Source organism: Nostoc sp. T09 (assembly GCF_002154695.1).
Classification (GTDB): domain Bacteria; phylum Cyanobacteriota; class Cyanobacteriia; order Cyanobacteriales; family Nostocaceae; genus Aulosira.
Genome location: NZ_MTAV01000248.1, coordinates 1 through 24999, shown reverse-complemented (window position 1 = coordinate 24999; position 24999 = coordinate 1). Strand labels below are relative to the sequence as shown.

Annotated in this window: 23 protein-coding genes, 1 tRNA gene, 2 pseudogenes and 1 CRISPR repeat array; of the genes and pseudogenes, 19 read left to right on the top strand and 7 right to left on the bottom strand. The window is 41.3% G+C overall.

The genetic code is table 11. The annotated features are described in order from the left end of the window. Window positions 1-76: 76 nt before the first annotated feature. The 3 genes from BV372_RS33950 to BV372_RS33940 all read right to left on the bottom strand — a co-directional run bounded on the left by BV372_RS33950 (window position 77) and on the right by BV372_RS33940 (window position 2201). Entirely contained in the window at window positions 77-655 is a 579-nt protein-coding gene (locus BV372_RS33950; protein WP_086691789.1) for a Uma2 family endonuclease, read from the bottom strand. 197 nt (window positions 656-852) lie between these two features. After that, window positions 853-925: transfer RNA gene (locus BV372_RS33945), tRNA-Arg, on the bottom strand. 76 nt (window positions 926-1001) lie between these two features. Beyond that, window positions 1002-2201 (bottom strand): murein hydrolase activator EnvC, encoded by a 1200-nt coding sequence (locus BV372_RS33940; protein WP_086691791.1) that lies wholly within the window; start codon window positions 2199-2201, stop codon window positions 1002-1004. A gap of 409 nt (window positions 2202-2610) precedes the next feature. Here BV372_RS33940 and BV372_RS33935 point away from each other — a divergent pair, with 409 nt between their 5' ends. Continuing rightward, entirely contained in the window at window positions 2611-2925 is a 315-nt protein-coding gene (locus tag BV372_RS33935; RefSeq protein WP_086691787.1) for a hypothetical protein, read from the top strand. Here the strand turns inward: BV372_RS33935 and trmFO are convergent. From trmFO to BV372_RS33920, 3 genes are all read right to left on the bottom strand, one after another. After that, a complete protein-coding gene (gene trmFO, locus BV372_RS33930; protein ID WP_086691785.1) occupies window positions 2920-4236 on the bottom strand; it encodes an FADH(2)-oxidizing methylenetetrahydrofolate--tRNA-(uracil(54)-C(5))-methyltransferase TrmFO in 1317 nt (438 codons plus the stop codon). The two genes, BV372_RS33935 and trmFO, sit on opposite strands and share 6 nt — an antisense overlap. A gap of 279 nt (window positions 4237-4515) precedes the next feature. Then, window positions 4516-4827, bottom strand: a complete 312-nt coding sequence (locus BV372_RS33925; RefSeq protein ID WP_086691783.1) for an XRE family transcriptional regulator — start codon at window positions 4825-4827, stop codon at window positions 4516-4518. Continuing rightward, entirely contained in the window at window positions 4824-5183 is a 360-nt protein-coding gene (locus BV372_RS33920; protein ID WP_086691782.1) for a type II toxin-antitoxin system RelE/ParE family toxin, read from the bottom strand. The genes BV372_RS33925 and BV372_RS33920 overlap by 4 nt, the downstream gene beginning before the upstream one ends. Before the next feature lie 245 nt (window positions 5184-5428). Next, a CRISPR array of direct repeats spans window positions 5429-5705; the repeat unit is 35 nt; unit sequence TTTCCATCCCCTTGCGGGGGAAGTGTAAGCGTAAC. A gap of 578 nt (window positions 5706-6283) precedes the next feature. Between BV372_RS33920 and cas10 the strand changes: the two genes are divergently transcribed. The 15 genes and pseudogenes from cas10 to xisF all read left to right on the top strand — a co-directional run bounded on the left by cas10 (window position 6284) and on the right by xisF (window position 20760). Further along, window positions 6284-8683, top strand: coding sequence for a type III-B CRISPR-associated protein Cas10/Cmr2 (gene cas10 / locus BV372_RS33915; RefSeq protein ID WP_086691780.1), 2400 nt, complete (start codon window positions 6284-6286; stop codon window positions 8681-8683). After that, window positions 8680-9396 (top strand): RAMP superfamily CRISPR-associated protein, encoded by a 717-nt coding sequence (locus BV372_RS33910; protein ID WP_086691778.1) that lies wholly within the window; start codon window positions 8680-8682, stop codon window positions 9394-9396. Before cas10 ends, BV372_RS33910 begins: the two co-directional genes overlap by 4 nt. Beyond that, window positions 9393-10667, top strand: coding sequence for a CRISPR-associated RAMP protein Csx10 (csx10, locus tag BV372_RS33905; RefSeq protein WP_086691776.1), 1275 nt, complete (start codon window positions 9393-9395; stop codon window positions 10665-10667). The genes BV372_RS33910 and csx10 overlap by 4 nt, the downstream gene beginning before the upstream one ends. Continuing rightward, complete coding sequence (locus BV372_RS33900; RefSeq protein WP_086691775.1) at window positions 10664-11131, top strand: hypothetical protein; 468 nt, start codon at window positions 10664-10666, stop codon at window positions 11129-11131. Before csx10 ends, BV372_RS33900 begins: the two co-directional genes overlap by 4 nt. 2 nt (window positions 11132-11133) lie before the next feature. Continuing rightward, a pseudogene (gene csx7, locus BV372_RS33895) lies at window positions 11134-12021 on the top strand (CRISPR-associated RAMP protein Csx7). Between the two features lie 10 nt (window positions 12022-12031). Beyond that, window positions 12032-12652 carry a hypothetical protein gene (locus BV372_RS33890; protein WP_086691773.1) on the top strand — a complete coding sequence of 207 codons (621 nt, stop codon included), beginning with the start codon at window positions 12032-12034 and terminating at the stop codon, window positions 12650-12652. Window positions 12653-12683: 31 nt separating this feature from the next. Continuing rightward, the gene (locus BV372_RS33885; RefSeq protein WP_086691771.1) at window positions 12684-13652 is read left to right on the top strand and encodes an RAMP superfamily CRISPR-associated protein; all 969 of its coding nucleotides are present in this window, start codon (window positions 12684-12686) and stop codon (window positions 13650-13652) included. Next, window positions 13640-14116: a hypothetical protein gene (locus BV372_RS33880; protein WP_086691769.1), complete on the top strand. Its 477-nt coding sequence runs from the start codon at window positions 13640-13642 to the stop codon at window positions 14114-14116. Before BV372_RS33885 ends, BV372_RS33880 begins: the two co-directional genes overlap by 13 nt. 2 nt (window positions 14117-14118) lie before the next feature. Beyond that, window positions 14119-15195: an RAMP superfamily CRISPR-associated protein gene (locus BV372_RS33875; protein ID WP_086691767.1), complete on the top strand. Its 1077-nt coding sequence runs from the start codon at window positions 14119-14121 to the stop codon at window positions 15193-15195. Further along, on the top strand, window positions 15195-15641 hold the full coding sequence (locus BV372_RS33870) for a hypothetical protein (RefSeq protein WP_086691765.1): 447 nt from the start codon (window positions 15195-15197) through the stop codon (window positions 15639-15641). Before BV372_RS33875 ends, BV372_RS33870 begins: the two co-directional genes overlap by 1 nt. 1255 nt (window positions 15642-16896) lie before the next feature. Beyond that, window positions 16897-17397 (top strand): DUF2231 domain-containing protein, encoded by a 501-nt coding sequence (locus tag BV372_RS33860; protein ID WP_086691762.1) that lies wholly within the window; start codon window positions 16897-16899, stop codon window positions 17395-17397. After that, on the top strand, window positions 17394-17999 hold the full coding sequence (locus BV372_RS33855; protein ID WP_086691760.1) for a DUF2231 domain-containing protein: 606 nt from the start codon (window positions 17394-17396) through the stop codon (window positions 17997-17999). The genes BV372_RS33860 and BV372_RS33855 overlap by 4 nt, the downstream gene beginning before the upstream one ends. Window positions 18000-18095: 96 nt before the next feature. Then, window positions 18096-19022 (top strand): cytochrome c oxidase subunit II, encoded by a 927-nt coding sequence (locus BV372_RS33850; protein WP_086691758.1) that lies wholly within the window; start codon window positions 18096-18098, stop codon window positions 19020-19022. A gap of 14 nt (window positions 19023-19036) precedes the next feature. Continuing rightward, a pseudogene (locus BV372_RS33845) lies at window positions 19037-19324 on the top strand (cbb3-type cytochrome c oxidase subunit I); the annotation flags it as partial. A gap of 59 nt (window positions 19325-19383) precedes the next feature. After that, complete coding sequence (gene xisF, locus BV372_RS33840) at window positions 19384-20760, top strand: fdxN element excision recombinase XisF (RefSeq protein WP_086691756.1); 1377 nt, start codon at window positions 19384-19386, stop codon at window positions 20758-20760. On the opposite strand, the gene BV372_RS35735 is transcribed toward xisF, so the two are convergent. After that, entirely contained in the window at window positions 20713-20922 is a 210-nt protein-coding gene (locus BV372_RS35735) for a hypothetical protein (RefSeq protein WP_143845487.1), read from the bottom strand. The two genes, xisF and BV372_RS35735, sit on opposite strands and share 48 nt — an antisense overlap. A gap of 212 nt (window positions 20923-21134) precedes the next feature. Here BV372_RS35735 and BV372_RS33830 point away from each other — a divergent pair, with 212 nt between their 5' ends. From BV372_RS33830 to ltrA, 3 genes are all read left to right on the top strand, one after another. After that, window positions 21135-22061, top strand: a complete 927-nt coding sequence (locus BV372_RS33830) for a hypothetical protein (RefSeq protein WP_143845485.1) — start codon at window positions 21135-21137, stop codon at window positions 22059-22061. A gap of 90 nt (window positions 22062-22151) precedes the next feature. Then, window positions 22152-22511, top strand: a complete 360-nt coding sequence (locus tag BV372_RS33825; RefSeq protein WP_086691749.1) for a hypothetical protein — start codon at window positions 22152-22154, stop codon at window positions 22509-22511. 699 nt (window positions 22512-23210) lie between these two features. Beyond that, a complete protein-coding gene (gene ltrA, locus BV372_RS33820) occupies window positions 23211-24860 on the top strand; it encodes a group II intron reverse transcriptase/maturase (RefSeq protein WP_086691747.1) in 1650 nt (549 codons plus the stop codon). Window positions 24861-24999: the final 139 nt, after the last annotated feature.

Here is a 24999-nt window from a genome sequence, read left to right as displayed (position 1 = left end):
TGCTTCACCTGTTCCCTCTTAAAGACTATGAATTTAGCATAACAAGTACGGTAGAGCCACTAAGATAATCAGTTAGCTATGCAAAAATCTGCTGTAAATTTAAAACAAAACCAGGGAGAACATCCTCACCAGATAAATTTGTGGGAGATTGTAAAAGTTCTGGTACTTGATTGGAGCGATAAATTATTACTTGTTTATCTTTATGATTAATTAACCAACCGAGTTGTAAGCCATTTGCTAAATATTCTTGCATCTTAGCTTTAGTATCTTCCACATCATCAGTTTCAGAAACTAATTCCACTGCAAAATCAGGACACAAAGGGAGAAATTTCTTTCTTTGTTCTGGGGTAAGAGCATCCCATCTTTCTATCCTTACCCAAGAAGCATCAGGTGAACGAGTTGCACCATTTGGCAGTTTAAACCCAGTAGAAGAATCGAAAGCTTTTCCGAGTTTATTTTGTCTGTTCCAAACTCCTAAATCAAGATAGAGTTCAAAATTACGGTTTCCCGTTTCTCCCCCAGTAGGTGCCATGATAATTAATTCCCGTTCAGCAGTTAACTCTAGCCGTAATTCTTTATTCACAGCTACAATTTGTGCAAATTCCTCATCAGTAAATTGCAGATTAGGAGGTAATTGTAAAGTTAAAGCTGTCATAATTAATTGCGCTCCACAAAAATCCTAGTTGCATCAAACCCATGCGCAGCTAATAGGGAAGATTTAACCTCTAACTCTACTTTAGGAATTCCCCCCAACAGATGCGCCCGTACATCGAAGTCCGAAGCGTCCATCTTGCCGCGCAGAATATGATACACAATTTGTCAACGCGGACAAATAATTAGTTAATGTACAAACGAGCGCGGAGGGATTTGAACCCCCGACCCACAGAACCGGAATCTGTTGCTCTATCCACTGAGCCACGCGCCCTTAATCTTTTGCATTATAACACGTGTGTGATGGAATTTGCAGTCTAGTTGGCGATCGCTCAGAACACCCTTCTAGGTTAAAGATAATTGGCGGGGTCTACAGGTGTACCATCATGACGTACTTCAAAATGGAGGTGAGGCCCGGTAGATAAACCAGAGGAACCCACAGCCGCGATCGCTTGTCCGCGTTGCACACCTTGTCCTTCAGAAACGTACAATTCACTGGTATGACCGTAAAGTGTAGTAATACCGCCCCCGTGGTCGATAATTACTGCTTTACCATAACCGCCATACCAGCCAGCAAAAATTACTGTTCCCGAATCCGCTGCTCGAATTGTACTACCATAGCTAGCAGCAAAATCGAGTCCGGCATGAAAGCGACGATAGCCAAGAATGGGGTGTATCCGCCAACCAAAAGGACTGCTAGTAGCTGCATCACTAGGAAATGCAAACATCCCAGTCCCACGAATGATGACGCTTTTACTGTTGCTGTTAGTTTTCGCCTGCGCCTCTGCTACCTTTTGTTGAATCAGGACTTCTAGGTTTTTAGAATCTTGCTCTAACTGGTTTTGTGCAGCTTCTAAAGCCAAGCGATCGCTATTGAGGCGTTGAATCAATTCTGATTGCGACTGCGCTTGCAATTGATAATCAGCTTTTTGCGCCAGTAATTGCTCCCGAATCAAAGCAATTTCGTTTTTTTGCTGTTCTACTGCGGTTTTTTGTTTAATAATCGAGTTCGCTTGTTGATTGAGTTTGATTAAAATTTGCTGGTCTGCTTGGTAGACTAACTTTAACTGATGACGGCGGCTGATAAAATCGCTGATATTTTCGCTTTGCAGCAAAACTCCCCAGTCTAGACTTGTAGGCGATCGCTGAAGGAAGCGCAACCTGGCAACAGTCGCTACCTGGCGTTCTTCATAGGAACGTTCCGCTACTGCTAAAGCAGCCTCTAACTGCTGGAGGCGTTCAGCCGCTAGTTTCAATTGCAATTCACTATGTTGAATGTGGCTATCAGTAGTTTGGAGATTTTGCTTAATTCCAGTCAGGCGAGTTTCGGCTGCTGTTTGCAGATTGGTTAAGCGATCGCGTTCTTTAACTACATTCTGACGCTGCTGCTTAACTTGTTGCTGCTGCTGCTTGAGAGTATCAATTGATGGGGTAGTAGCCGCCTGTACTGGTAATGCTGGGATAAATAGAAAAAAAATAATACAAAGAACCCAGCTAATTGCAAAATTCCACCAGCAAAATCTCTGTTTTGCAAAAAATGGCGCTCTCATGGTGTGAGATTGCCAAAAGCGATCGTTCCAACCAAACACCATGAGGATTAGTTGCAAAATCCGGCTCACCTACTCAAATGCGCGATGTATCAACTTTGTCAGCAAAGTTTTAACACACACATCCCAGCGATGTCACTATAATTCGTAATTGTTAATTCCTAATTTGTAGTTAAGAGGTACAATTACAAATTACTAATTATTATTTATATGACAATACGGTTCAGTTAATGAGACTTATACAAAAAACACGGATTGAATATATTGATTTATCGGCGTTTATCGGCGTACATCGGCGGTTAAATATTCTTATCTGAACCGTATTGATTTATATGCTCCATGAATTTATTTATGGAGATCGGAAACCTCTTGAGAATTAATTACGAATTCCGAATTACGAATTATTAATTATATGAATAGACGCAAAGCAATTCTTTTAATTACTTTAGTTATTCCTGGTTTAGCGGTGGTGGGTATATCGCTATATTGGTTTATTTTGGATTATGACGCATTGGGAAAAGCTGAGAATTACATAGAAAAGCTAGCAAAAGATGAAAAAGCCAATGATAGACAGTTAGATTATGCCTATCATCGGACTTTAGCCCATCGCATCAATGTATTTGCTGATGGGACTTGGGGATTAATCGGAGGAGTAATTACAGGATTGGGTATACATGGGTTAGCGACTATCCCAGAGCAACACAATAGCAAACTAGATAAGTCATAACTGATTCACTTTCCAATTTGTCAAATCAGCCAAAGAGCGATCGCGGTAACGGCCATAACGCTCTTGTTTATTTTTGATTTTCACACCTAATTCGGGGAAAATACCAAAGTTAGGCGGCATTGGTTGGAAGTGCTTGGGCGAAGCGGAACTGATAAACTCAAACAGTGCTCCCATCATTGTTGTAGGTGGTAAAGTTAGAGCCTCTTTCCCTAAAGCTATTCGTGCAGCATTAATTCCCGCCAAGCAGCCACCCGCAGCTGCTGCGGTGTAGCCTTCAGTCCCAATCAATTGTCCAGCAGCTAGTAAGTTAGGACGCTGTTTAAATTGCAGAGTTGGATGCATGAGTTGGGGAGCATTGATAAAAGTGTTGCGGTGCATCACTCCCAACCGCACAAATTCGGCATTTTCCAAACCGGGAATTAACCGAAATACTCGCTTTTGTTCACCCCAACGCAAATTAGTTTGAAACCCTACCATATTCCACAGTTGACCAGCTTTATCTTCTTGGCGCAACTGCACAACCGCGTAACAACGCTCCCCGGTGCGACTATCAGACAACCCTACTGGCTTGAGAGGGCCATAGCGCATCGTATCTTCCCCCCGCAGTGCTTGTTCTTCAATGGGTAAACAAGCTTCAAAAAATTTTGCTGTTTCTCGTTCAAAATCTTTCAGTTCTGTTTGTTCAGCTTTGCGGAGTTCTTCCCAGAAGTGCAGGTATTGCTCCTTATTCATAGGACAGTTGAGATAAGCCGCTTCGCCTTTGTCATAGCGGGACGCCATAAAAGCAATATCGCGGTTAATCGATTCTCCTACAACGATGGGGCTAGCAGCATCGAAAAAGCTCAGGTATTCCATCCCTGTTAAGCGGCGGATATCTTCTGCTAAGTCAGGACTGGTTAAGGGCCCAGTCGCCAAAACCACTATGCCTTCAGGAATCGCTGGTACTTCACCTCGGCGGAATTCAACTAACGGATGGTGAGATAGAGTTTCTGTTAACTCTTGGCTAAATTGTCCTCTGTCTACAGCTAAGGCCCCACCAGCCGGAACGGCGTGTTCATCGGCTTTGGCAATCACAATAGAATTAAGCTGCCTGAGTTCTTCGTGCAATAATCCAGTAGCGCGATCACTCGCCATTGCGCCAAAGGAATTACTACAAACTAATTCTGCCAGATGTTCTGTATGATGGGCAGGGCTAAAGCGATTTGGACGCATTTCGTGCAAAATTACCGGCACTCCAGCCTGCGCTATTTGCCAAGCTGCTTCTGTTCCAGCTAGTCCACCTCCAATCACTTGTATCGGTTGTTGAGTCATAGTTAAATTGTCAATTCCTGGTTCAGTTAAAGATAATTTGCTGGGAATTTATGTATATTCATCATATCGTTCTGACTCAATACCATAATTGCCAGTAGTGAAGTGAAATCGCTTCAATTCTTAATTCTGCTCTAAAGATTTTTTCATCCCCTTGCGGGGAAGAGAGATGGAAGACTTATGCTTAACTCAACCGTATTTATTGAGCTATTTTTGTATAAAAATTAGCTTGACTGGTTGAAAAAGCCAAGCTGTAGCTAGTATTAGTAATGCTCATTAGGTTTACTCAAATTGAGCCAGAACAATTTCCTTCTCCTCATCAGGGAATTGCGCTACTAGTTTTAGGGTGCCGCCAAGAGCTTTAATATAACGAGAGAGCGTTGCAACTTGAATATCTTCTTGATTTTCCAACTCAGACATACTAGAACCAATAGCGTTGAGGTCTTTTTCTAAATCATCTTGTGAAAGCCCCAATGATTCTTGTAGTTCCATCAAGGTAATATGAAGTAGCGCAAGTTTAGCACGAGTGTCGCTCTCCGCCCTTTGCTCTGGTGTCATTCTTTTTCGCAATTCGCTAAAAGGCTTTGTTTTCATATTAATCCTTCATCTTGAAGCTCTTTTAATAATTCATCATAGAGCTGATCTGCTTTTGGTACATTTTCCTCATACCAGCGATCATTACCCACTTTGTTACCTCCTAAAAGGAGTATCGCAACTCTACGAGGATCGAAAGCATACAAAATGCGATATGGGTTTCCTTGATGTTGTACTCGAAGTTCTCGCATGTGTTGGTATCGAGAACCTTTTACACCAGAACTGTAAGGAAAGGGAAGGTTAGTCCCCTTTTCTGTAAGTAAGGTGACAGCTGCATCAATCGAGACTTGCGTTTTTGCATCAAGTGTTAGCCACCACTGCTCGAACTCGTCTGTATATTCTACCTCGTATGCCATACTGTTTTATTTTCTGTTGATTCAATACAGCGTGCTGTTTGCTGATTGAATTGTTGATGCCCTTCTAATTCCTCCTAAAACAGGTAGTTTAACTAAATATGAGCTTATTTGCTGATTTATTTTTGTTGCTGAAAGAGATTATTAAATAATTTATAGCCGTGTAACTCATAGGCTCATTCATCCCCTTGCGGGGAAAAAGTAAGTGCAGGATGAATAACCTTGGCTGCATCACTTGCCGTGAGACGTTTCCATCCCCTTACGGGGGAAGTATAAGTGTAACTTGAACAGCCAGAAGGAATCATTCATCGCGGCCTGTGAGCAATCTTTGTTTCCATCCCCTTGCGGGGGAAGTGTAAGCGTAACTCGACTTCGAGCGCGGCGACGCGGTGGCGGTGAACGGCGAGGCGCGTTTCCATCCCCTTGCGGGGGAAGTGTAAGCGTAACTAAATTCCTATGTTTTATTCTGCGAGTGCCAATTAGAGTTAAATTTCCATCCCCTTGCGGGGGAAGTGTAAGCGTAACCCCTCGATTTAGAAGCCTTGGCCTGTATGAATTCTAGAGGCGGTTTGCGACGGATAGTAATTTTGTCTCTCTCCAGCCATAAAAATAGAAAGCAAAAATCTCTGAAAGCCTTACAGGATAAGGTAACGGACGATTCCACGAAAGAATGAGCTTTTCAGCAATTTGCCGAATCGGCCGCACAATGCATTTTTCATTCTTAGGTAGTATGGAAACCTACCCAAGAAAACTACTGTATTTATTGAGTTTTCAAGGTTCTGATTTTTGAACTATAGAGAAACCACTTAAAGAATTAGCTCAAATTTTGCAACAGAGATAACTTAGCTAAATTATCTCAGCTAGTCAACCTCAGCGATTGTGAAGAATTAAAAAGTGACAAATTAACTGATAAAAGCGTTAATATCCTGATTTTGTTGTAGTGTGAGGCTCAAATTTAAGTAGAGATGTAAAACCAGTATCTTGCTTTTTTTTGAGTTTACGGATAGTAATTATTAGAACGTGTAAGTATTTCAGTATTTCAAGATATCATCTGTCACCTCAGCTTATCTGCGGGCTACTATCTGCATTAATTCAATGCCATCATGAACGACTCTCGTAAGCGAATTATCACTGCGATCGCCTGGTGTCTGGCCTGGGGTGACAAACAACAGCTTGATGCTGATGAACTCAGCCAGTTGCATCAAATGCGACAGGCTATCAGCATGGGACAAGATGAACCAGCACAGCTAAAATCTTTTGTTGAACAGGCACGGCGACTCTACGAAATACCTGAGACATACTTTCCGCAAACGCTACAAAAGTTACACAAAGATTACCTTGACCTTTGGCAAGACCAAACACCAATTGGCTTAGTGTATGGTGGCGCAACCAAAATTAAACAATATATCTTTGAAGCAGCCAAACTTCCTGATATTCGTGGTGCATCAGCTTTATTAGACCGCATTAATTTGGTTGATTTACCTGCGTTTTTTGGTGAAGGTACGAAGTCAATTTCTATTGAACGCTGGCTAGACGAGAATCAGTTTGCAGATTTACGAAAAGCTTTAATTCCAGAACTCATTATTTATTCTACAGGTGGCAGTATTCTGGCATTCTGTCCGGCGGCGTTTGTTCACAAGTTGGCGAATGCGATTGAAAAACGCTACACCTATGAAACCTTAACTGCAAATTCTTGTGCTGTTGGCGATACTTTCAGATTGCTAGAACTGCGCTTTGGACTGCTGCAAAACCCGATTGAAAAGACTTTATGGTTGGAGGAATACCTCAAAAAACAAGAAAATCCCATTATTCAGGCTTATTTTGACCAACCTGATGTAACTGATCCAGAAGAAAAATTTCGCGATCGCAAAAACTTTAGTGAACTGGTGGGGAAACTAGCTAACCTCTTCACCCAACGCCGCAATGGTAATGATTTATCTGGTGTTCAGCGTCCCAGCCGTTGCTATCCACCAATGTTTGAAACCCATCCTTATATACAACGAGATGAAAGCGATCGCCGTTCTGGGGTAGCTTCGGCTAAGGGTTTACCTCGTGAACCTTGGTTTTCTGATGCTTTAGCGCGTAAACATATTGTTGGTCAAAGAACCAAGCGCGAGGGTTCCCAGGGTCAAGGATGGTATAACAGTTCTGACTTTGGTTTACAGTCTGGTGAGATCAAGAAACTCTGGAAATCGGGTAAAGTTCTTAGCTGGGTTTTCAAGTTTGAAAAATTCTTGAAGAAATCAGGGAACGCTAACGACTACTATCAAGATGTACCTCAACATGAGATAACAGAAGAAGCGCGATCGCTCAGAGAAATTGGTAACGCTAGCAATCCTCCGGGTTTTGTTGCCTACATCTACGCCGATGGTAACAATATGGGTGGCTACATCCGCAAGCAAATCAAAACGCCACAACAATATAGAGAATTTAGCAAAGATATTTTTGACGCTACAGAATTGTCTGTATACAAAGCACTGGAAGATTTACGACCGCACCAACTCAAAAATCTTACCGAGCCAGACAACGAAAACCGCAATGGACGCTGGATTCATCCTTTTGAAATTATCACGATTGGCGGAGATGATGTGTTGCTGATTGTGCCAGCGGATAAAGCACTGGCTGTAGCTAAAACTATTGGTGAAGAGTTTGAAAAGTTGCTTTTAGAAAAAGGCGATCACTATCAATTAGAAACACTTGTAGACAAGCCTTACAATCCCAAGTTGGTGCATCGTTACCAGAAACAACTACCCGAATCAAACCAATGTAAGTTGAGTATGTCAACTGGGTTGCTGATTACAGCAGAAAATACCCCGATTTATTACGCAGAAAAACTTACTACTCAATTACTCAAGTCTGCTAAGAAACGAGCCAAAGATTTAAAGCGGGATTATAACTACTATGGTGGGACTGTTGACTTTTTGGTGATGAAAGCGGTAACAATGATTTCCTCAAACATCGAAGAATTCCGCACACAGGGATTAACCAAAGCTAAAACAGGACAACCCAAACTCAAACTTTATGCTTCACCCTACACTCTGCACGAACTAGGGGGATTATTAGAGACAGTTAAAGCACTTAAAAAAGCAGAATTTCCGCGATCGCAACTTTACCAAGTTCGCAGTCTCTTAGAACGAGGGAAAAATACAGCCATTCTCAATTATCGTTACTTCCGAGTTCGACTAAAGCAAGGACAATCTGATCTGCAACAGAAATTTGAAGAGTCTTGGACTAAAGCTTTAACCAATGATGGCTATTTAGCACCTTGGATGCCTGATAGAGACTGTTTTTACAACAATCTGAAGTTGTTACTCTTTTTTGAAACTTTTCCTCAAGAACTATTTAAATTGCAGTATTTAGTTTTACGTTTTTTGAGAAAACCAACTTACTCAACAATTTGGCGAGAAATGGTAGATTTATATCCCTTTATTGCTGAAGAAAAAGACGACGATCAAAAAGGGAATAACTCAACACAAACGGCTGAAAGGAGAGTAGGTGCATGATTCACCTAGATAGGCTTTCTCAAGTTCAGCCAGAAACGATACGCTTAACGGCTGTAATTGATACAGCTTTATGTGTGGGTGCAGGCGGTTCTTCTGGATCGTTAGCAGATAAGCCAATTGTGCGGAATGCTCAAAAACAACTCCTAATTCCGGCTTCTCAAGTTAAGGGGAGACTACGCCATGAGTGTGAAAAGCTGACTAGGGGTTTAGGTTGGCAAATCTTTGAATCTCCGGCGGCGGAAGCACTTTGTCCTACAGAAAATCAGGTTTGGAGTCATTTACGGAAAGACTATACAGTCGAAGGTTACCGAGGATATCACTGTTTGGTTTCTCAAATATTTGGCGATCCGATTTTGCCATCGCGGGTGATTGTTGACGATCTGATCTGCAAAGTTCCAGAAGAAGAATTGCCGGAAGTTCTGCGGACTGGTGTTACCATCAACCGTACACGTCGCACTGCTGAAGAAAGAAAATTATACTTGCTGGAAACTTCTCCTGCAAATGCTCAACTAGAGTTTGAGGGTGCGATTCTGCTGCAACCTAGTTGTCCTGAATATACCAAACCGCTGATATTGGCGGCGTTACATCATATTCACGCCTTGGGAGGGAGTAAATCTGCTGGTTTGGGTTGGCTGACATGGAAAGATTTGCCACAAATGTCTGCAACTGATGCAGCTTGGTTAGGCTTAAAGGCAAAGAAGGCAAATTTATGAAGCGTATTGAATTAAATATAAAAGTGCGATCGCCTTTGGCATTGGGTACGCAAAAACCCGGAGGCTCTGTTAATGAAGTAGAAAAATATATACCAGGTGCAGTTTTACGAGGTGCGATCGCATCTCAAATTCTTCAACAATCCGGTCAACAGTTCGCTAATTTAGAACAAAATGGTGGCGAATTTCAGACTTTATTTTTAGGCGATAATCCTGCTATTTTTCAAAATGCCTATCCTGCTATTGCCAAAGATGGTGATGAGTATAAGTTTGTCACTCACGACATCAAAGTTTTACCCGCTACCGCAGTCAGTTCCAAAACTAATCCAGGATTTAAACCTAAACACGGTGTATTTGATACTTTAATTGATTGGTTTTGGTCAAAACAATATCATCAACCCTACGATCCTAGCAGTCTTGAAGCATTAAAAGAAAAGACAGATGCACGAGTAGAAACTTACAGTAGTTTTTACAGTCAAGAAAACGGTAAATATTACAGCCATAGCGCCAGCAGTCGCTTTCTTACCCGCGTCGGAATCAATCGCCGCCGTGCCACCGCCGCCGAAGATATTCTTAACAGTATCGCAGTGCTTAATGAGTCCTTTCCTAAAAATACTAAATCTAGCGTCGTAGAATGGGAGGATTTTGTTTACCGCAGTTATGTTGTAGTGGAAAATGATATTTTAGCGGATAAATTAATTGAATTTATAAATCACAATTTTCAAATTTTTCGCCTTGGTGGTTCTATTTCTAGAGGATTAGGGAAGGTAGAAATTACAGCGAAGAATGGTCAAAATATAGATAATATTTCTCATCGAATTGATAACTTTAATCAAGCAATTAAAAATCGTTGGCAAGATTGGATAGAAGCATTTGCCGAACTCGAAAATAACCCCTTAAAAAATAAAACTTATTTTACTCTTGACCTACAATCAGATGCAATTCTTACTGAAGACTGGCGAAGAACAACAGTGATTTCTGAAGATATGCTCAAAGAATTTGCAGGAATCGATGAGAACATAGAACTCCATGTAGCATACAGCAGCTATGATTACCGTTCTGGCTGGAATGCAGCTTGGGGTTTGATGAAGGATGTAGAACTAGTGACAAATCAAGGCGCAGTTTATTTATTTAGCACCACTCAGCCAGCGCTTTGGCTAGAAGCATTAGCAAAATTGGAGAGGTGCGGAATAGGCGATCGCACTTGCGAAGGTTTTGGTCAGGTGCAAGTTTGTAACGAATTTCATCAAGTATTTCGGGAGAATGCAGTATGAGTCAGTTATTAGACCCACAAATCGCTTTAAAAATTCAACAAGGAATTCGCTATGCAGAAGATGATTTAGTAACTGCTATCAAAACCGCATTAGATACTTGTGAATATCCAACTTCTGGGAAAGACAAACTTGAAGAAGCTCAGTTTCGTAACTTAGTAAGAGTCGCTGATACAACAGATAGTGCTGAAGTAATTAAAAATTTCCTTTGCTATCAAGTAGGACGTGATAACAAGTGGGGAACAACACAAAATTCTCTAGCAGCGCAAATTTTACGCGACATCGATCACAATTTGAAACCAAAAGCTCAAATAATCGCTAAGGAATTACCTGGTGTAGATTACAAACCTATTTGGATAGAATTAATTCGTCGTTATTTAGGTTATGGTTCTCGACACTTAAAATATCTTAATTCTATTCGAGAGTCAAAAAACGAAGCAATCGTTGCACCCCGTACCAAAGAATAACTATGTTTGATGTTTTTACAAATCGCCTAGAAATAACAGGAACACTCACAACTGTTACGGCTTTAAGAATTAGCGCTGGACGTTCTACTGAGCCAATTGGCGCAGATTTACCCGTTATTAAAGATGCTTTGGGTAGACCTTTAATACCTGGCGCAAGCTTTAAAGGAGCCTTGTGATCGCGTCTGGAAAGTTCCTTACGGGGAATCGATCCAAAATTAGCAGCAAATCCAGCTTTGGAGTCTGAATGGTCAATTCCTCCTGATATAATGTCAGATTTTAAAAACAGCATCAAGAATCTTACAAATCAGGCAAAAGAAGAACAATTACATAAATTTATTGTCGAACATACTGATTTAGTTTCTTTTTTATTTGGTTCTCCTTGGCTAGCCAGTAAATTCCAAGTACGAGATTTAACAGTACTACCTGATAGCTGGTTTGGACAGTATCAAGAAAGAGATGGCGTGGCAATTGAACGCGATACTGAAACAGCAGGCGATGGGAAGTTATATGATTTCCAAGTCGTCCCTGCGGGTACACCTTTTGAATTCCGCGCTGTTGTAGAGAATGCTAAACCTCGGGAATTAGGTTTATTGATGATTGGGTTACACCAATTTGAGACAGAACAAATACCTCTAGGTGGTGGGCGATCGCGTGGTTTGGGTGTTGTTAAACTCGATATTGAAAATATGTGGTGGTTTGAATATGCAGATAACAAACCAGAACAATTGTTAGATTACCTACAAAGGTTAGTCAATGGAGAAAACAATCATTATCTGTGCAGCCAAGAACAGTTAAAAGCACATAAGTAGAATTGGACAAAAGCACTCATTGATCATTTAAGAGAAAATATTACTAAGCGTTCCACCACCGCAACAGAACAAATTCCTTGAGGAGGTCAATATGGCGTTCAATAATTATAAAACTATTGGTGAAGTCCTCAAAGCATTTCAGGTTATCTATACAGAAGCAAATTTTATTGGTGAAACTGCTTTTAATATTTCTGATTACTTCCGCGAAGACTTAGAAATTATGATGCGGGATGGCGTGGTTGATAACTCAGAGTTCGCTATCTGTGAAAATCTAATTTACCCAGTCCTTAAAGAAGTTTGGAAACTCTACCGTAGTAAGTTTATTCTCTGGAGTTATCAATCATTAAATTATGATGAGAAATTATCTGGTTTTCCTGAGTACATTTTAGCAAAGAAATCACCTTTAGGAAAAGTAGTATTTGACAAACCATATTTCATTTTAGTAGAAGCAAAGCAAGATAATTTTGAAACTGGCTGGGCACAATGTCTGGCAGAAATGATTGCTGCTCAAAGACTTAATGGAGAGTTCCAAATAGTGATATTTGGGATTGTTTCTAATGGAGTAACATGGCAATTTGGAAAACTAGAGTCAGAAACGTTTACGAGAAATATTACCTATTACTCTATTCAGGAGCTAAATAACCTTTTCGCCGCCATCAATTATGTTTTTCAACAATGTGAATTGCAGCTAAAAACTTTGATAGCTGCTTAATATTTTAGATTTATCTCAATACAATTTCTTCATGCACCAACGATTAGTTAATCATTGCATTATTGAACTCAGTTTGATTCCTGATGGCCCAATTCTGATCAAATCCGGTAAAGAAGGAGCAGACCCTACAAAACCCCAAATGGAGTTTGTAGAAACCTACCATGCTGGCGGACGTTCTATTTATCTTCCTGGTAGTTCTCTCAAAGGTGCAATCCGCGCTCATGCAGAACGGATTGTGAGAACAGTGGGTAGTGATAGCCAAAATGGTGCAAAGCTTTGGGCTAGTAATCCTTTGAAAAAAGATGAATATGAATATCTGAACGATAAAAAGTTAACTGCTCCAGAAATTTATCAACAATCTTCTTTTACAGATCAAATATTCGGTAGTATTGCGATCGCCAGCCGCTTGAGAATTGAAGACGCTTATCCCGAAAAATCCCAACCGTTAAAGATTGAAGAACGTAATGGAGTCGCCATAGACAGGGTTTTTGGCTCTGTCGCCGTTGGCCCTTTCGACTACCAAGTTTGCACAGCTGGCGAATTCCGCACCAAAATTCACTTAAAAAACTTCTCTTTAGCACAGTTAGGCTTAATAGGTTTAGTATTGCGCGATTTAAATGATGGTTGGTTTGCAATTGGCTTTGCTAAATCTCGCGGTTTGGGTTCAGTGAAAGTGCAATATCACTCAGCTACAATTCAGTATCCTGGCTGTGAACTGCAAGATGGACGCATACACCAGTTTGGTACTCAGCAATCTTGGCCGCATACCTCCCTATTAGGTGCTGGCGAGTTTTTGAGAGCAGAAGGTGCAAATCCTTATGAATTCACCATTCCAGATGAGCAAACAACCCCAATTACTGCTGACGAAATGGCTCTTGGTTTTGGCGTACAACTTTGTTGGTTAGGTGATGACGAGACAGGCGTGAAAGATTTATTTATGAGGGCTGTTCGTGCTTGGAGTGAACTTTTGCGCCAGGGAGGGGCAGCATGTGCTTCGTAGGCGTTCATCAGCAATCCGCCGCAGACTTAATTACACTTTTGGACAGACTTTCTACCCCAACGAGTTACTACTTTCTGCGTTGGACAAACCGAGTCAGCGGTTTTTGGCGACGGCGTTCTGAAATGAAGTTATTGGAGGATATTCGCGATCGCTTAATCAAGCATCCATCACAACAGTTCCCCAGTCCAGAAGGGCAATTATTCAATCATCACTTAGAACTGCGTTGGAAAAAACAGGGTGAATTATACAAAGTGCTACTCCTCACCACCCTAAAACTTGAGCCGGGATTTGAACCCATTGGTGAAAATTGGGAAGCTTTAGATCGAAACGCCCATCAGTATTCTTCTACAGACTCTCGCTTTCCTCAAGAATTTGCCTCTGACGAAGTTAAAATTGCCCAACGCTATTTTCGAGATTCCTGTACTGCAACAGTACATTTTGTAGCCCTTACCATACCAAAGTAGCTATGACACGCACTCCCTCTAATCCTTCACAGCAAGCAATTAGCCCCAAACCTTATAAGTTAGTTTCTCTCCCTAGCCAACCACCAAACCGCCAACGCCCAGCCGGACAAGACCGCTTTCGCCAAGACCGTTTGAGTGGGAAAATGTCTTTGCGGTTAACAGTGCAAACTAATACCGTTGTAGCATCAGGTGCGATCGCACTGGGTATCGATGTACTTGGTTTAAATAAAAATAGCCCCAACTTAATTAAAACTGCGGTACGAAGAGACAGGCGCTTAATTATTCCGGGAAGTTCTTTTAAAGGCGTGGTACGGTCTGCTTATGAAGCTATTACCCAAAGTTGTTTGTGTAAGGTAACATCACAGGCTAAAAAACAAAATTGGATTCCCGATAACTATCAAGAATGTCAAATTAATCAGTCAAATAATAAGGTCTGTCCAGCTTGCCAAGTTTTTGGTGCAATGAATTGGCAAGGGTTAATTCGCTTTACAGATGCTATCTGTGAAACAACTAAATTTAGGGTGAAATTTATCCCATCATTGTATCAGCCTCAACCTGAACCATTTAACCAAATAACAAAGCAAAAGCAACTCAATTCTGAGTATTTTAGTAATTATGGTAAAGTTCGCGGACGCAAGTTTTATTACCATGCATTACAGGCAATTGATAGCGGAAATCGCGGAATCGAGACTCAACAAGCAGGTATTCAGTACACATTCACAACTGACCTGTATTTTATGAACTTATCTTCAGCCGAAATCGGAACCTTATTAATAGTACTAGGTCAAGATACGCCAAAACATCCTATTGCCTTAAAAGTAGGTAGTGGTAAACCTATAGGAATGGGAACTATGACTGTAGAAGTTACAGCAATTGAACAACCTACTAATATTTGCGATCGTTATTTATCTTTTCAGCCGGAAGCAAATCAATTAACTGGAGAAGAATTAGCAATATTTAAACGAGATGCAATCAAACAAGCCCATGAAACAAAACTTGTACAACCAGAACAATTGCGACAATTGAGTGAGGTGTTGAAATATCCTACCAATCGTCAAGCACCAGAGGGGATGTACTAATGGAAATCCCAGAAAACTTACAGGATGCACATTGGGACGTAGCCCACAAAATTGCTCAATCGCTAGTATTAGATAAGACAGATGTAAACGAATTAGATAAAGCGATCGCTTATTTGCGAGTTAATAGTGAACAGCCAAAAGCAGGCTCGAAATTCTTTAAATATCTCAGCATTTTAGTTAAAAACGGTGAATACATAAGTCATAGCAATAAGACTGTCGAGTACTACGAAAGCATAGCAGAAGCTTGTCAATACCTACAGCCTTATAAACATGATGCCTTATTAATGATTCAAATCTTAGGTTGGGCTAAACGTTTAATGCGCTATTACCGGAAAGTTGGGGTTCCCAATGTACAAGGTAGTGCAACCGATATAAAACCTTTCAAAGCCTTAGAAAGACCGAAAAATATGGAACGCCCTCAAGCTAACAAGCCTTATAAAAAGTGAGAATAATATATGTATGTGCCAGTTTTCCCCACCCTTTAGCACCATCGATAATACACCATATTTGATTAAATCGGTATTATTAAAATAATTAAATTGTAGCAATTCAAGGTGCGTTAGCCTGCGGCATAACACACCCTACTTCATACTATTTCTTACTTCCCCGTTATATAACTTTATCCCCATAGGCATAGTTCAATGTCTAGAGTTTTCGCAGGGGTAGGTATAGGTAAAGAAGTTGGAGAAGGAGTGGGAGTTTGGGCGAATAAAAAATCACCCAATTGAGATGGATCACATAAGGGTAGCCAATCCATAGATTTTCATCGTAAATTTTAGAACTTGTCCATAATGATACTAGTACCACTGCATATAATTCAAAACAGCAATTTTGAACTACCACTGAGAAAAGTGCTGGCTATCAGTACTCAACCTTAACGAAGATGTTTACGGTACACCCTCTCACGATCCGCGAAATTATTTAATTTTGTAAAGACAAAATTCTGCTGATAAAAGCAACGGTTGTGCTTAAAATCCCGACTAGTCTCACTTATGCACCTGTGATTAATAGAAATTCCGCAGGTAATTTCTATTAATTTATTTATTGCTAAATAATCCTATTGCAGGATATATTATTGCTCTACAGATAACTATGAATATTAAAAGCATTTATTTGACTAATCATCACTTTGATGGATTTTGCTCTAGTGATAATCAAAATATACTTATTTTGTATTGCAACGAATTAATTTAGATAAGTACCTAAAAATTAGCTATTTCGTACTTTAAATAACAAATCAATAATATTAAAATGTAAGCAAATTAACCAAAATCATGCTTGTTACATTTAAGTTTTTTAAAGCTGCTAACCTCGATACATATCAAAAAACGCTTTTTTGATAAAAAAACTACTCCCAAATTTTTTATTTTGACTCTTTTGACAACTACTAAAAAAATCCTTAAGCTAAAAGATAGGTTTAATAAATCAAAGAGAAAACGGCGATTTTCTTTGGTCAACATTAAGAGTCGTTATCTCACAATGTCAGCATGAAGCAATGAATCGAGACTAAAAACCTTCACTAAAGATTGAACTCAAGCACTCAACTTCTCTACCACGAACCTATTATTTAAACAACCGGATATCGCCCCAAATATATGTATTTATATATTCCGGTAATATTAGAGAAGTTGTGGTGAAATCTCTTGGGTATCAATCAGAGAAATTTGTTTGAGGTAAAGCAGATATGCCTAGGAGAATACTGTGTTTGAGTATCTGACCAATTTGAATGACCACAATTTACCGTATCCCGATACGATCCATCCCATCGTTATTCACTTCGTTATTGCGATGGTGTTGTTTGCCTTTTGTTGCGATGTAATTGGCTATTTTACCCGCAACTTCCGCCTATTTGAGGTGAGTTGGTGGAATATGTTTATTGCAACAATTGCCATTTTTGTTGCCATCATTTTTGGACAATTTGAAGCAGGTTTAGCACAACCTTACGAAGCAGCCAAATCAGTGCTGAATACGCATACACTTATTGGCTGGTCGCTGTCAGGAATTATCGCAGCAGTTACAGCTTGGCGCTATGTAATTCGTGCCCGCGATCCACAAAGAATATCAATTTACTATCTAGGTACAGGACTAATTTTGACAGCAATAGTTGGCTTGCAAGTATACCTCGGAGATGAACTGGTTTGGGTATATGGGCTGCATACAGTACCAGTTGTTGAAGCACTCAGAGACGGTATGTTGCCATGAACTCAGAACTCATTAATCAATTAAGTGGGCAACTAGGTCCAAATGGGTTACCTTACAGCATTCCGGTTCATCCCAACTTAGTCCATCTCACCCTAGGTTTATTTATCATTGGGATTACCTTTGATTTCGTTGGGGCGCTGTTTCCCTTTCAAAAATGGGTCTTTAAATTTTTAGCGATTTCTGTTGAACGTACCAACTTCTTTGATGTTGGCTGGTACAACATGGTAGCTGCATCCGCCATTACCTTTTTCACAGTAGCAGCTGGCTTTTACGAAATGATGTTGGCACAGCCACCAGCCGATGTGAAAAGTGCTTGGGGATTGCAAGCAATAGATACGATGCTTTGGCATGGTGTCGGTGGTGTGTTGTTACTAGCAATCATTATCGGCATGACTGTCTGGAGAGGATACCAGCGCTTTGTTACTCGCAAAGAGGACGAGAAACAAGTGCAATGGCGCTATCTGCTAACAGGTGTGGTAGTCATGTTTATCTTGTACCTCCACGGCACCTTGGGCGCACAACTAGCTGCCGAATTTGGTGTTCACAATACAGCAGATAGTTTGTTGCGATTAGGCCAAGACCTCAACACAGTGCTTAAGTAACTAGTTAATTGTCATTTGTCCTTTGTCATTTGTGACCAACAATAACCAATGACTAATGACCAATGACTATTGACCAATGACCAATGACTATTGACCATGAAACTCCAGAAGACTTTAAATATTTTGACACTGATAACAGGCGCGATCGCCGTGACTGTTACTAGTATCTGGGTAGGTAAACAGGCTTATACCTGGCTTCCTCCACAAGCGGCGGCTGAATCTGTCCTCATTGATGATTTGATCAGCTTCTTAGTAACGCTAGGTGCGTTTATCTTTTTGGGAGTGACTAGCACTCTCATGTATTCTATAATTTTCCATCGCGCAGTTAAGGATGATTTGAGCGATGGCCCAGCTATCGAGGGTAATATCACCCTAGAAGTTGTCTGGACAGCAATCCCCATCCTGCTAGTATTTTGGATTGCAGGATACAGCTACCAAATCTATGAAAAAATGGGCATTCAAGGCCCGATGGAACTGGTTCACTTGCATAATCCGATGGGAATGGAATCAGCTTATGCAGCACCAAAAGACTCGCCAGTTAACGCTTTAGCTGCACCTGTAGAAAACATTGATGTGGTTGCCAAACAATGGGCATGGGTCTTCCACTACCCAGAAACAGATGTTACCAGTAGCGAACTACACCTGCCAAGCGATCGCCGTGTGCGTTTGAATTTGCAATCAGAAGATGTCCTCCACGGCTTCTATGTTCCGGCATTCCGGCTGAAGCAAGACATCATTCCCAACCACAATATTGACTTTGAATTCACTCCCATTCGCCCTGGTAAATATCAACTCACCGATTCTCAATATAGCGGCACATACTTTGCAACCATGCACGCAGATGTGGTAGTCGAATCTCCCGAAGATTATCACAAATGGCTAGCTCAAGCTGCAACCCACAAACTTGCACCCGCAGAAAATCAAGCAGCTTATGAGTATGCCCAAGCTGCTAGTCAGTCAGTTAAAACTGGTTGGGCTACTGTAGCACCTGGGTCAGCGCCACTAGTCAACTATCCTGGTTGAAAGGAAATTAACCGATGACAAATATTCCGATTGAAGGCATCAGTATCCCTAGTGGACAGCCTCACCACGAATCCCCAGGAGACTGGAAGCGATACTTTAGCTTTAGCACTGACCATAAAGTTATTGGTATCCAGTACCTCGTTACCTCATTTATCTTCTTTCTTGTTGGCGGTATCTTTGCAATGATAATTCGGGGCGAACTAATTACCCCCGAATCAGACCTCATCGACCGCACCGTCTACAACGGTATGTTCACCATGCACGGCACAGTGATGCTGTTTCTATGGACATTCCCCTCACTAGATGAACTAACATCGGACATTTTGTGCTAAACTGCTCTGACATTGAGTTTTAGAGCTTTATGCGGGTCGGTTACGTTAGAGTATCGAAATTTGAACAGAGCGACGCGCTGACTCAGCAGACCGCCAGAATTGAAAAAGCTGGCTGTAGCTTGATTTTTTCTGACATCGAATCTGGGCGAAGCGACAGCCGGAAAAACTTCAACAAAATGCTCGCGATGTGCCGCGAAGGACAAATAAAAGAAATCGTTATCACTCGAATCGATAGACTGGCTAGGTCTGTGATGACCATCGCTAAAACAATAGCACTACTCGAAAAGTTGAATATCAAACTTATCATCTTAGATGCCCCCGTAGAAGATGCGTCAAGCCCATTTGGATGGTTTTCCCTAAATCAAATGGCAGGACTAGCCGAGTTTGAATCTCGGTTGTTACAGAGCAGAGTAAACCACGGATTAGAGCATTTTCGCGAACAAAACAAAGCTTATCAGCCACCGTTCGGGTTCGCTAGAGTTGACGGGAAATATGTTCCCGATTTGACTATACATCAGCCCAGTGGAAAAACTAATTGGGCAATAGCCCACGAAATTATTCAATATTTTTTATCTAAAAAAACTTCGCTGCGAAACACTATTCAACACTTTATAAAAGAATTCAATATTCAGTTTTCCCCTCCAGGGCTACGCTCTTGGTTGTTGAACCCAGTGCTGCGAGGTCACACTAGGTATAACGTAAAATTTAATCGCGTTAACCCCGAAAAATGGGATATTCGAGAAAATACCCATCAGCCTTTGATCTCAGAAGAAGTTTACCAACAGATTGAAACTCGGCTTAGAGAAAATCAACGCCTGTGGGGTAAGAACTTTGAGGGTGCCACACAAACAGATATTGGCGAGCGTTTATTGTCTGGGCAAATTATCTGCGGTTCCTGCGGAGGGAAATGTTATGTCCATGATGCTAAGAGATCGATGGGATTGCGATGCAAACGTCGCAGGGTTTACGGCGAAACTGCTTGTAGCAATAGAACCGCAGTTTCACTGAGAAAGGTTGTCGATGCCGTTGACGCTGCCCTAACAACAAGAGCGATCAAACTCAGGGACTATGTTGTCAGCAGCCAGCCATCGAACGAAGATACCCCGGAAATTATCGAGCTTAAATCCCGTCTTGAGGTACTGCGAAAACTTCCCAGAGATTCGATCATTGAAGAAGCAATCGACCGAACAGTAGTCAAGATTCAGCAACTTCAGCAACAAAACATTCAATTCGCTTTTGTTGGGGCAAGTTTGCAAAAAGAATTAATAGACACCTTCGGTGATGATGAGTTCCTTGAGGTCATGCCAGATGAAACCAAGAAGGGTTTGTACAAAAAATTTGTAAAGGAAGTAAAAGTTCTAAACGGCAATGTCATCGCCGTGTTGTTGGTTGAGATACTGCGGTAGCAACTCTGGGTTTGTCATGATCATTTTTTTTGTTGCTTTATCTACATTCAACGGCTTCACCAAACGAAATAACATAGCTAGCCTTAGCAGTTCTTCGGATAGAGTTTCGTTCTTCCTTGGAATGTAGCGAGACACATCAAATTCGGTTTTTCTTTGCGGCATGATTTCTCTGTGGCGTTCTATTTTTAGATTAGTTTGTCGGCTGAAAATTTCTGTTACGAGCGATGCCTACGGCGGGCTGCGCCTAAGCATTTGGCAAACGGTGGGTCGATCGCAATTGCTGAAAGGATACGCACGCTTATTGAAGACGGATAGATTTTATCTGTCTTTTGCGTTATTCAATGAGTTGCAATTCGCGCTAGCTGCTTAGTTATTTGGGGCGATCGCAACTTCAATTCCTGCACTCGTTCGGGGGGAAGCTAAACCAGGACAGTTCCGGTTTTTGGTGTATCCTCACCATCGTTAACGGACATCCTTATTGGCAAGCTGCACTGTTATTGGGTTGGAATAACATTCCAGTGGAAGTAAGAGAATTTCCTAATCAAGAAGCTGAAATAGAAGCGCTATTGTTGGAAAATGCTGACCGCAAAAAGACGAACGAACAAAAAGTGCGTGAAGCCATTGCTTGGGAACGAATCGAAAAAGCGAAAGCGAAGCAACGACAACAGATTGCAGCAGCTACTACTAATAAAAAATTAGGCAGGAGTGTACAAACAACGCTTGTGGAAAATTTTCCTGTATCGTCTCCAGGGCAAACCCGCGATAAAGTAGCAAAGCTTGTGGGTTTAGGTAGTGGTCGTAACTATTCCAAGGCTAAAAAGGTAGTCACAGCAATAGATCAGCTTCTCCAACAAGGCAATGACAAATCAGCTTTAGATTTACGAAAAGCCTTGAACGAGCAAAGTGTAGATGCAGCAACCAAGCTGATCAAAGCACATCCAACCCAGAGCGCCAGACAAACAGATGACCCTCAACGTAGTTGTTGGAATTGTCAATTTTGCAGTAAAGAACAGGTAAAGGATAACCACACCTTCTATTGCTATAAATTTGGTTTGTTGAGCTTTCTCGAGAAAGATGCTCAAACAAGAGGCGAAGAATGCCTTGCATGGCGATATCGGTGGAGTGACTCTGATGGTTGTCAATCTATACCGAAGAACTCGTGTTTCACTCTCACATTGCCATCACACTTACAAACAATGTTTGAGGACGCAGCCAGAGCATCAGGAATGACTTTGGTGGATTGGATTTGTCATCATCTTTTACAAGCGACTCAATCGTCGAAAATACCTTTAGAAGTCTAAAAAATAGCGATAAATTCCAAATAAAGCCAATTTCATTACAACAACTATGCTTTAGCTAGCTAAAGTTGCCATATTCAAGAGCCTAAACTCATGCCAGGAACTCCGAAAAAAGGCAAGTATTCCAGCAAAAAAAATCCTTGTGCTGTTTGTGGAAATAGCACAGGCAGTTGTAAGTTGAATGACGATGGTAGCCTTTATTGCTATCATTCTCTTCCTGATTCTGCTCCGTCTGGTTACATCTACATCCGAGAGCTATCAGGTGGGATGGGACAAGAGTTTATTACACCATTGGTAGCAGATGAATTATTCAGAGCTGCAACAGAGCTTCAGAACCGAGGAAAGAAAGCATCTAGTAAAGAGATAGCTCAATTGACAGGGCTGCCTAATTCTTGGGCCAGAGCATTACGTGCGATTCGTTGTTTAGTGAATCACATAACTAAACCAGCCTGACAGCAGATTACTGTCATTAAAGGCTGAACTCTCGGTCAGATGCAAGTGAAAGTCTTGCCATTCAGACTCAGAATTGACTCCTTATCTGCCCGCGCGACCTGAAATGGTCGTTTAGTCCGAGGAGCCTCCTCCTCTAGAGGACTCACACCCTCTACCCCTATGTAAAAAGTCTCTTTAATGGAGATTGGTTACGGTCAAGTAGGTAACGAAACAACCGGAATGCAAACCACAAATGTACTCATTGCTACTAGCCTAATGTGGTTCTGAGGCTAAGGGGAGTTCTCTTATGATGAACGAAAGTGAACTGTTAATTAAACTGCGTGACAGGGAAAAGAGCCAAAAGGCTGAAAGGCTCTGACCAAAAGGTATGTAGGCAGTCTTAGCGATGGGCAGTCCCTAAGATGTGTGAGTATAAATCCTACCGCAGAAGTAGACAGCATCTAACAGAGAACACAACACTAAATAACACAACAGGGTAAGCCCAACAGAGTCTATGGTCAGGTCGAAAACCATAGTAAGCCGACCGTAAGGAAAGCAGAAACCTCTGGTGGGTAAAGGATGAGAGAAAAAGCGAAAGCTGACTTGTAATAAATCAGATAGAGGTTCAAAATTTGCCTCTGAGCGAAAGCAATAGCAGACTTCTCTTTGGTCTTATGAGAAAGAAACTACACAAAGAAACCTAATTCCTAGATAAGTTAGATGTCGTACACATGTACAACAAACGGACTAAGAAAACCACTCTTAGATTGGAGTCAAGTTAATTGGCGCAAAATCAACAAAGCGGTTAAGAATCTGCGTCAACGAATCTTTCTCGCAAGAAAACTTGGAAACTGGCGGAAGCTAAGAAGCCTCCAAAAGTTGATGCAAAGAAACTACGCTAACTTATTGTTATCTGTTCGGAAAATCACTCAAACAAATCTTGGTAAAGCAACGGCAGGAATTGATAAAGAAATTATCAATACCCCAGAGCAGCGAGTGAATCTGGTAAACCACTGGAATGGCGGTAATCAAAACCCTACTAAACGGGTGATGATACCTAAAGCCAACGGTAAGAAACGACCGCTCGGAATCCCAACTGTGCGTGACAGAATCGAACAGGCAATAATAGTTAATTCACTAGAACCAGAATGGGAAGCTGTATTTGAAGCAAATTCCTATGGCTTCAGATGTGGAAGAAGCTGTCAAGATGCTATCGCCCAAAACTTTATAAGAGTCAAAGGTGACAGAGACACTTGGGTTCTAGAAGCAGATATTCAAGGATTCTTCGATAACATTGCCCATGAATCTATCCTTAAACAGTTAGGAAACTTTCCAAAAAGAAACCTAATCAAAGGATGGTTAAAAGCTGGATTTATCTTTGAAGGGAAATATAACCTGACAAAGACAGGCACGCCACAAGTAGGGGTTTGTTCCCCGCTCCTTGCCAATATTGGATTGCATGGCTTAGAAACATTTATTAAAGCTACCAATCCCAAACTTGGCGTGGTTAGATACGCTGATGATTTTATCGTCACTGCTAGAGATGAGGAAAGTCTCGAAAACGCCCAAATCCAGATTCAGCAATGGTTGTCAGAAAGAGGTTTGAATCTCAGCGCGGAGAAGACATTAATCACGTCAATGGAAGATGGTTTCGACTTCCTCGGCTTCAACCATCGCCATTACAATGGTAAATTGCTCATCAAACCCTCGAAGAAGAAAGTCTTAGACTTTTGTAAACGAATTGGGAAAGAAATTAAAGCAATCAATGGGTGTGAGCAAGAGTTAGTCATTAAAAGACTCAATCCGATTCTCCGAGGTTTTGCCAACTTCTACAAAGGAGTAGTCAGCAAAGAAACCTTTAGTTACATCTCCTCAAGATTATGGAGATATCTTTGGTGTTGGGCAAAGCGTAGACACCCCAACAAAAACAAAAAATGGGTTCGCAAACGTTACTTTAAAACCATAAATGGCAATCAATGGACGTTCGCTACCATAATTAGCGACCGCCAAGGGAAACAAAAGTATTTAATCCTATACCCGATAGCGTACACACCCATCGAGCGCCATGTAAAGGTTAAAGGGGAAGCGTCACCGGATGACCCCTCTCTCAAAGAATATTGGGAAAAACGCCACCAAAAATATGGTAAGAGCTACTGGGAGAAAAACTCTCGGAATTATAAAATCGCTCAAAACCAAAATTGGAAATGTCCTATCTGTGGTGAACCATTACTCAATGGAGAAGAAATAGAAACCCATCACATTGTACCTGTTGCTCAAGGTGGACTTGACGACGCAGAAAACCTTCAGCATTTACACAAAGCGTGTCATAAGCAGGTACACACAAAATCCAAGTTAACTCGCTTGAAGTAAGGCTTGAGCGCAGTGAGTGCGAAAGTTTCATGCTGCGTTCTTAGGGGAGGGGAGAGCGGTGACGCTCGAACCTTACCCGACACACCGAACAAGCTCGGTTCTTGTAGAGTGAAGCTGGGAACAGGGCGCAACCAGACGA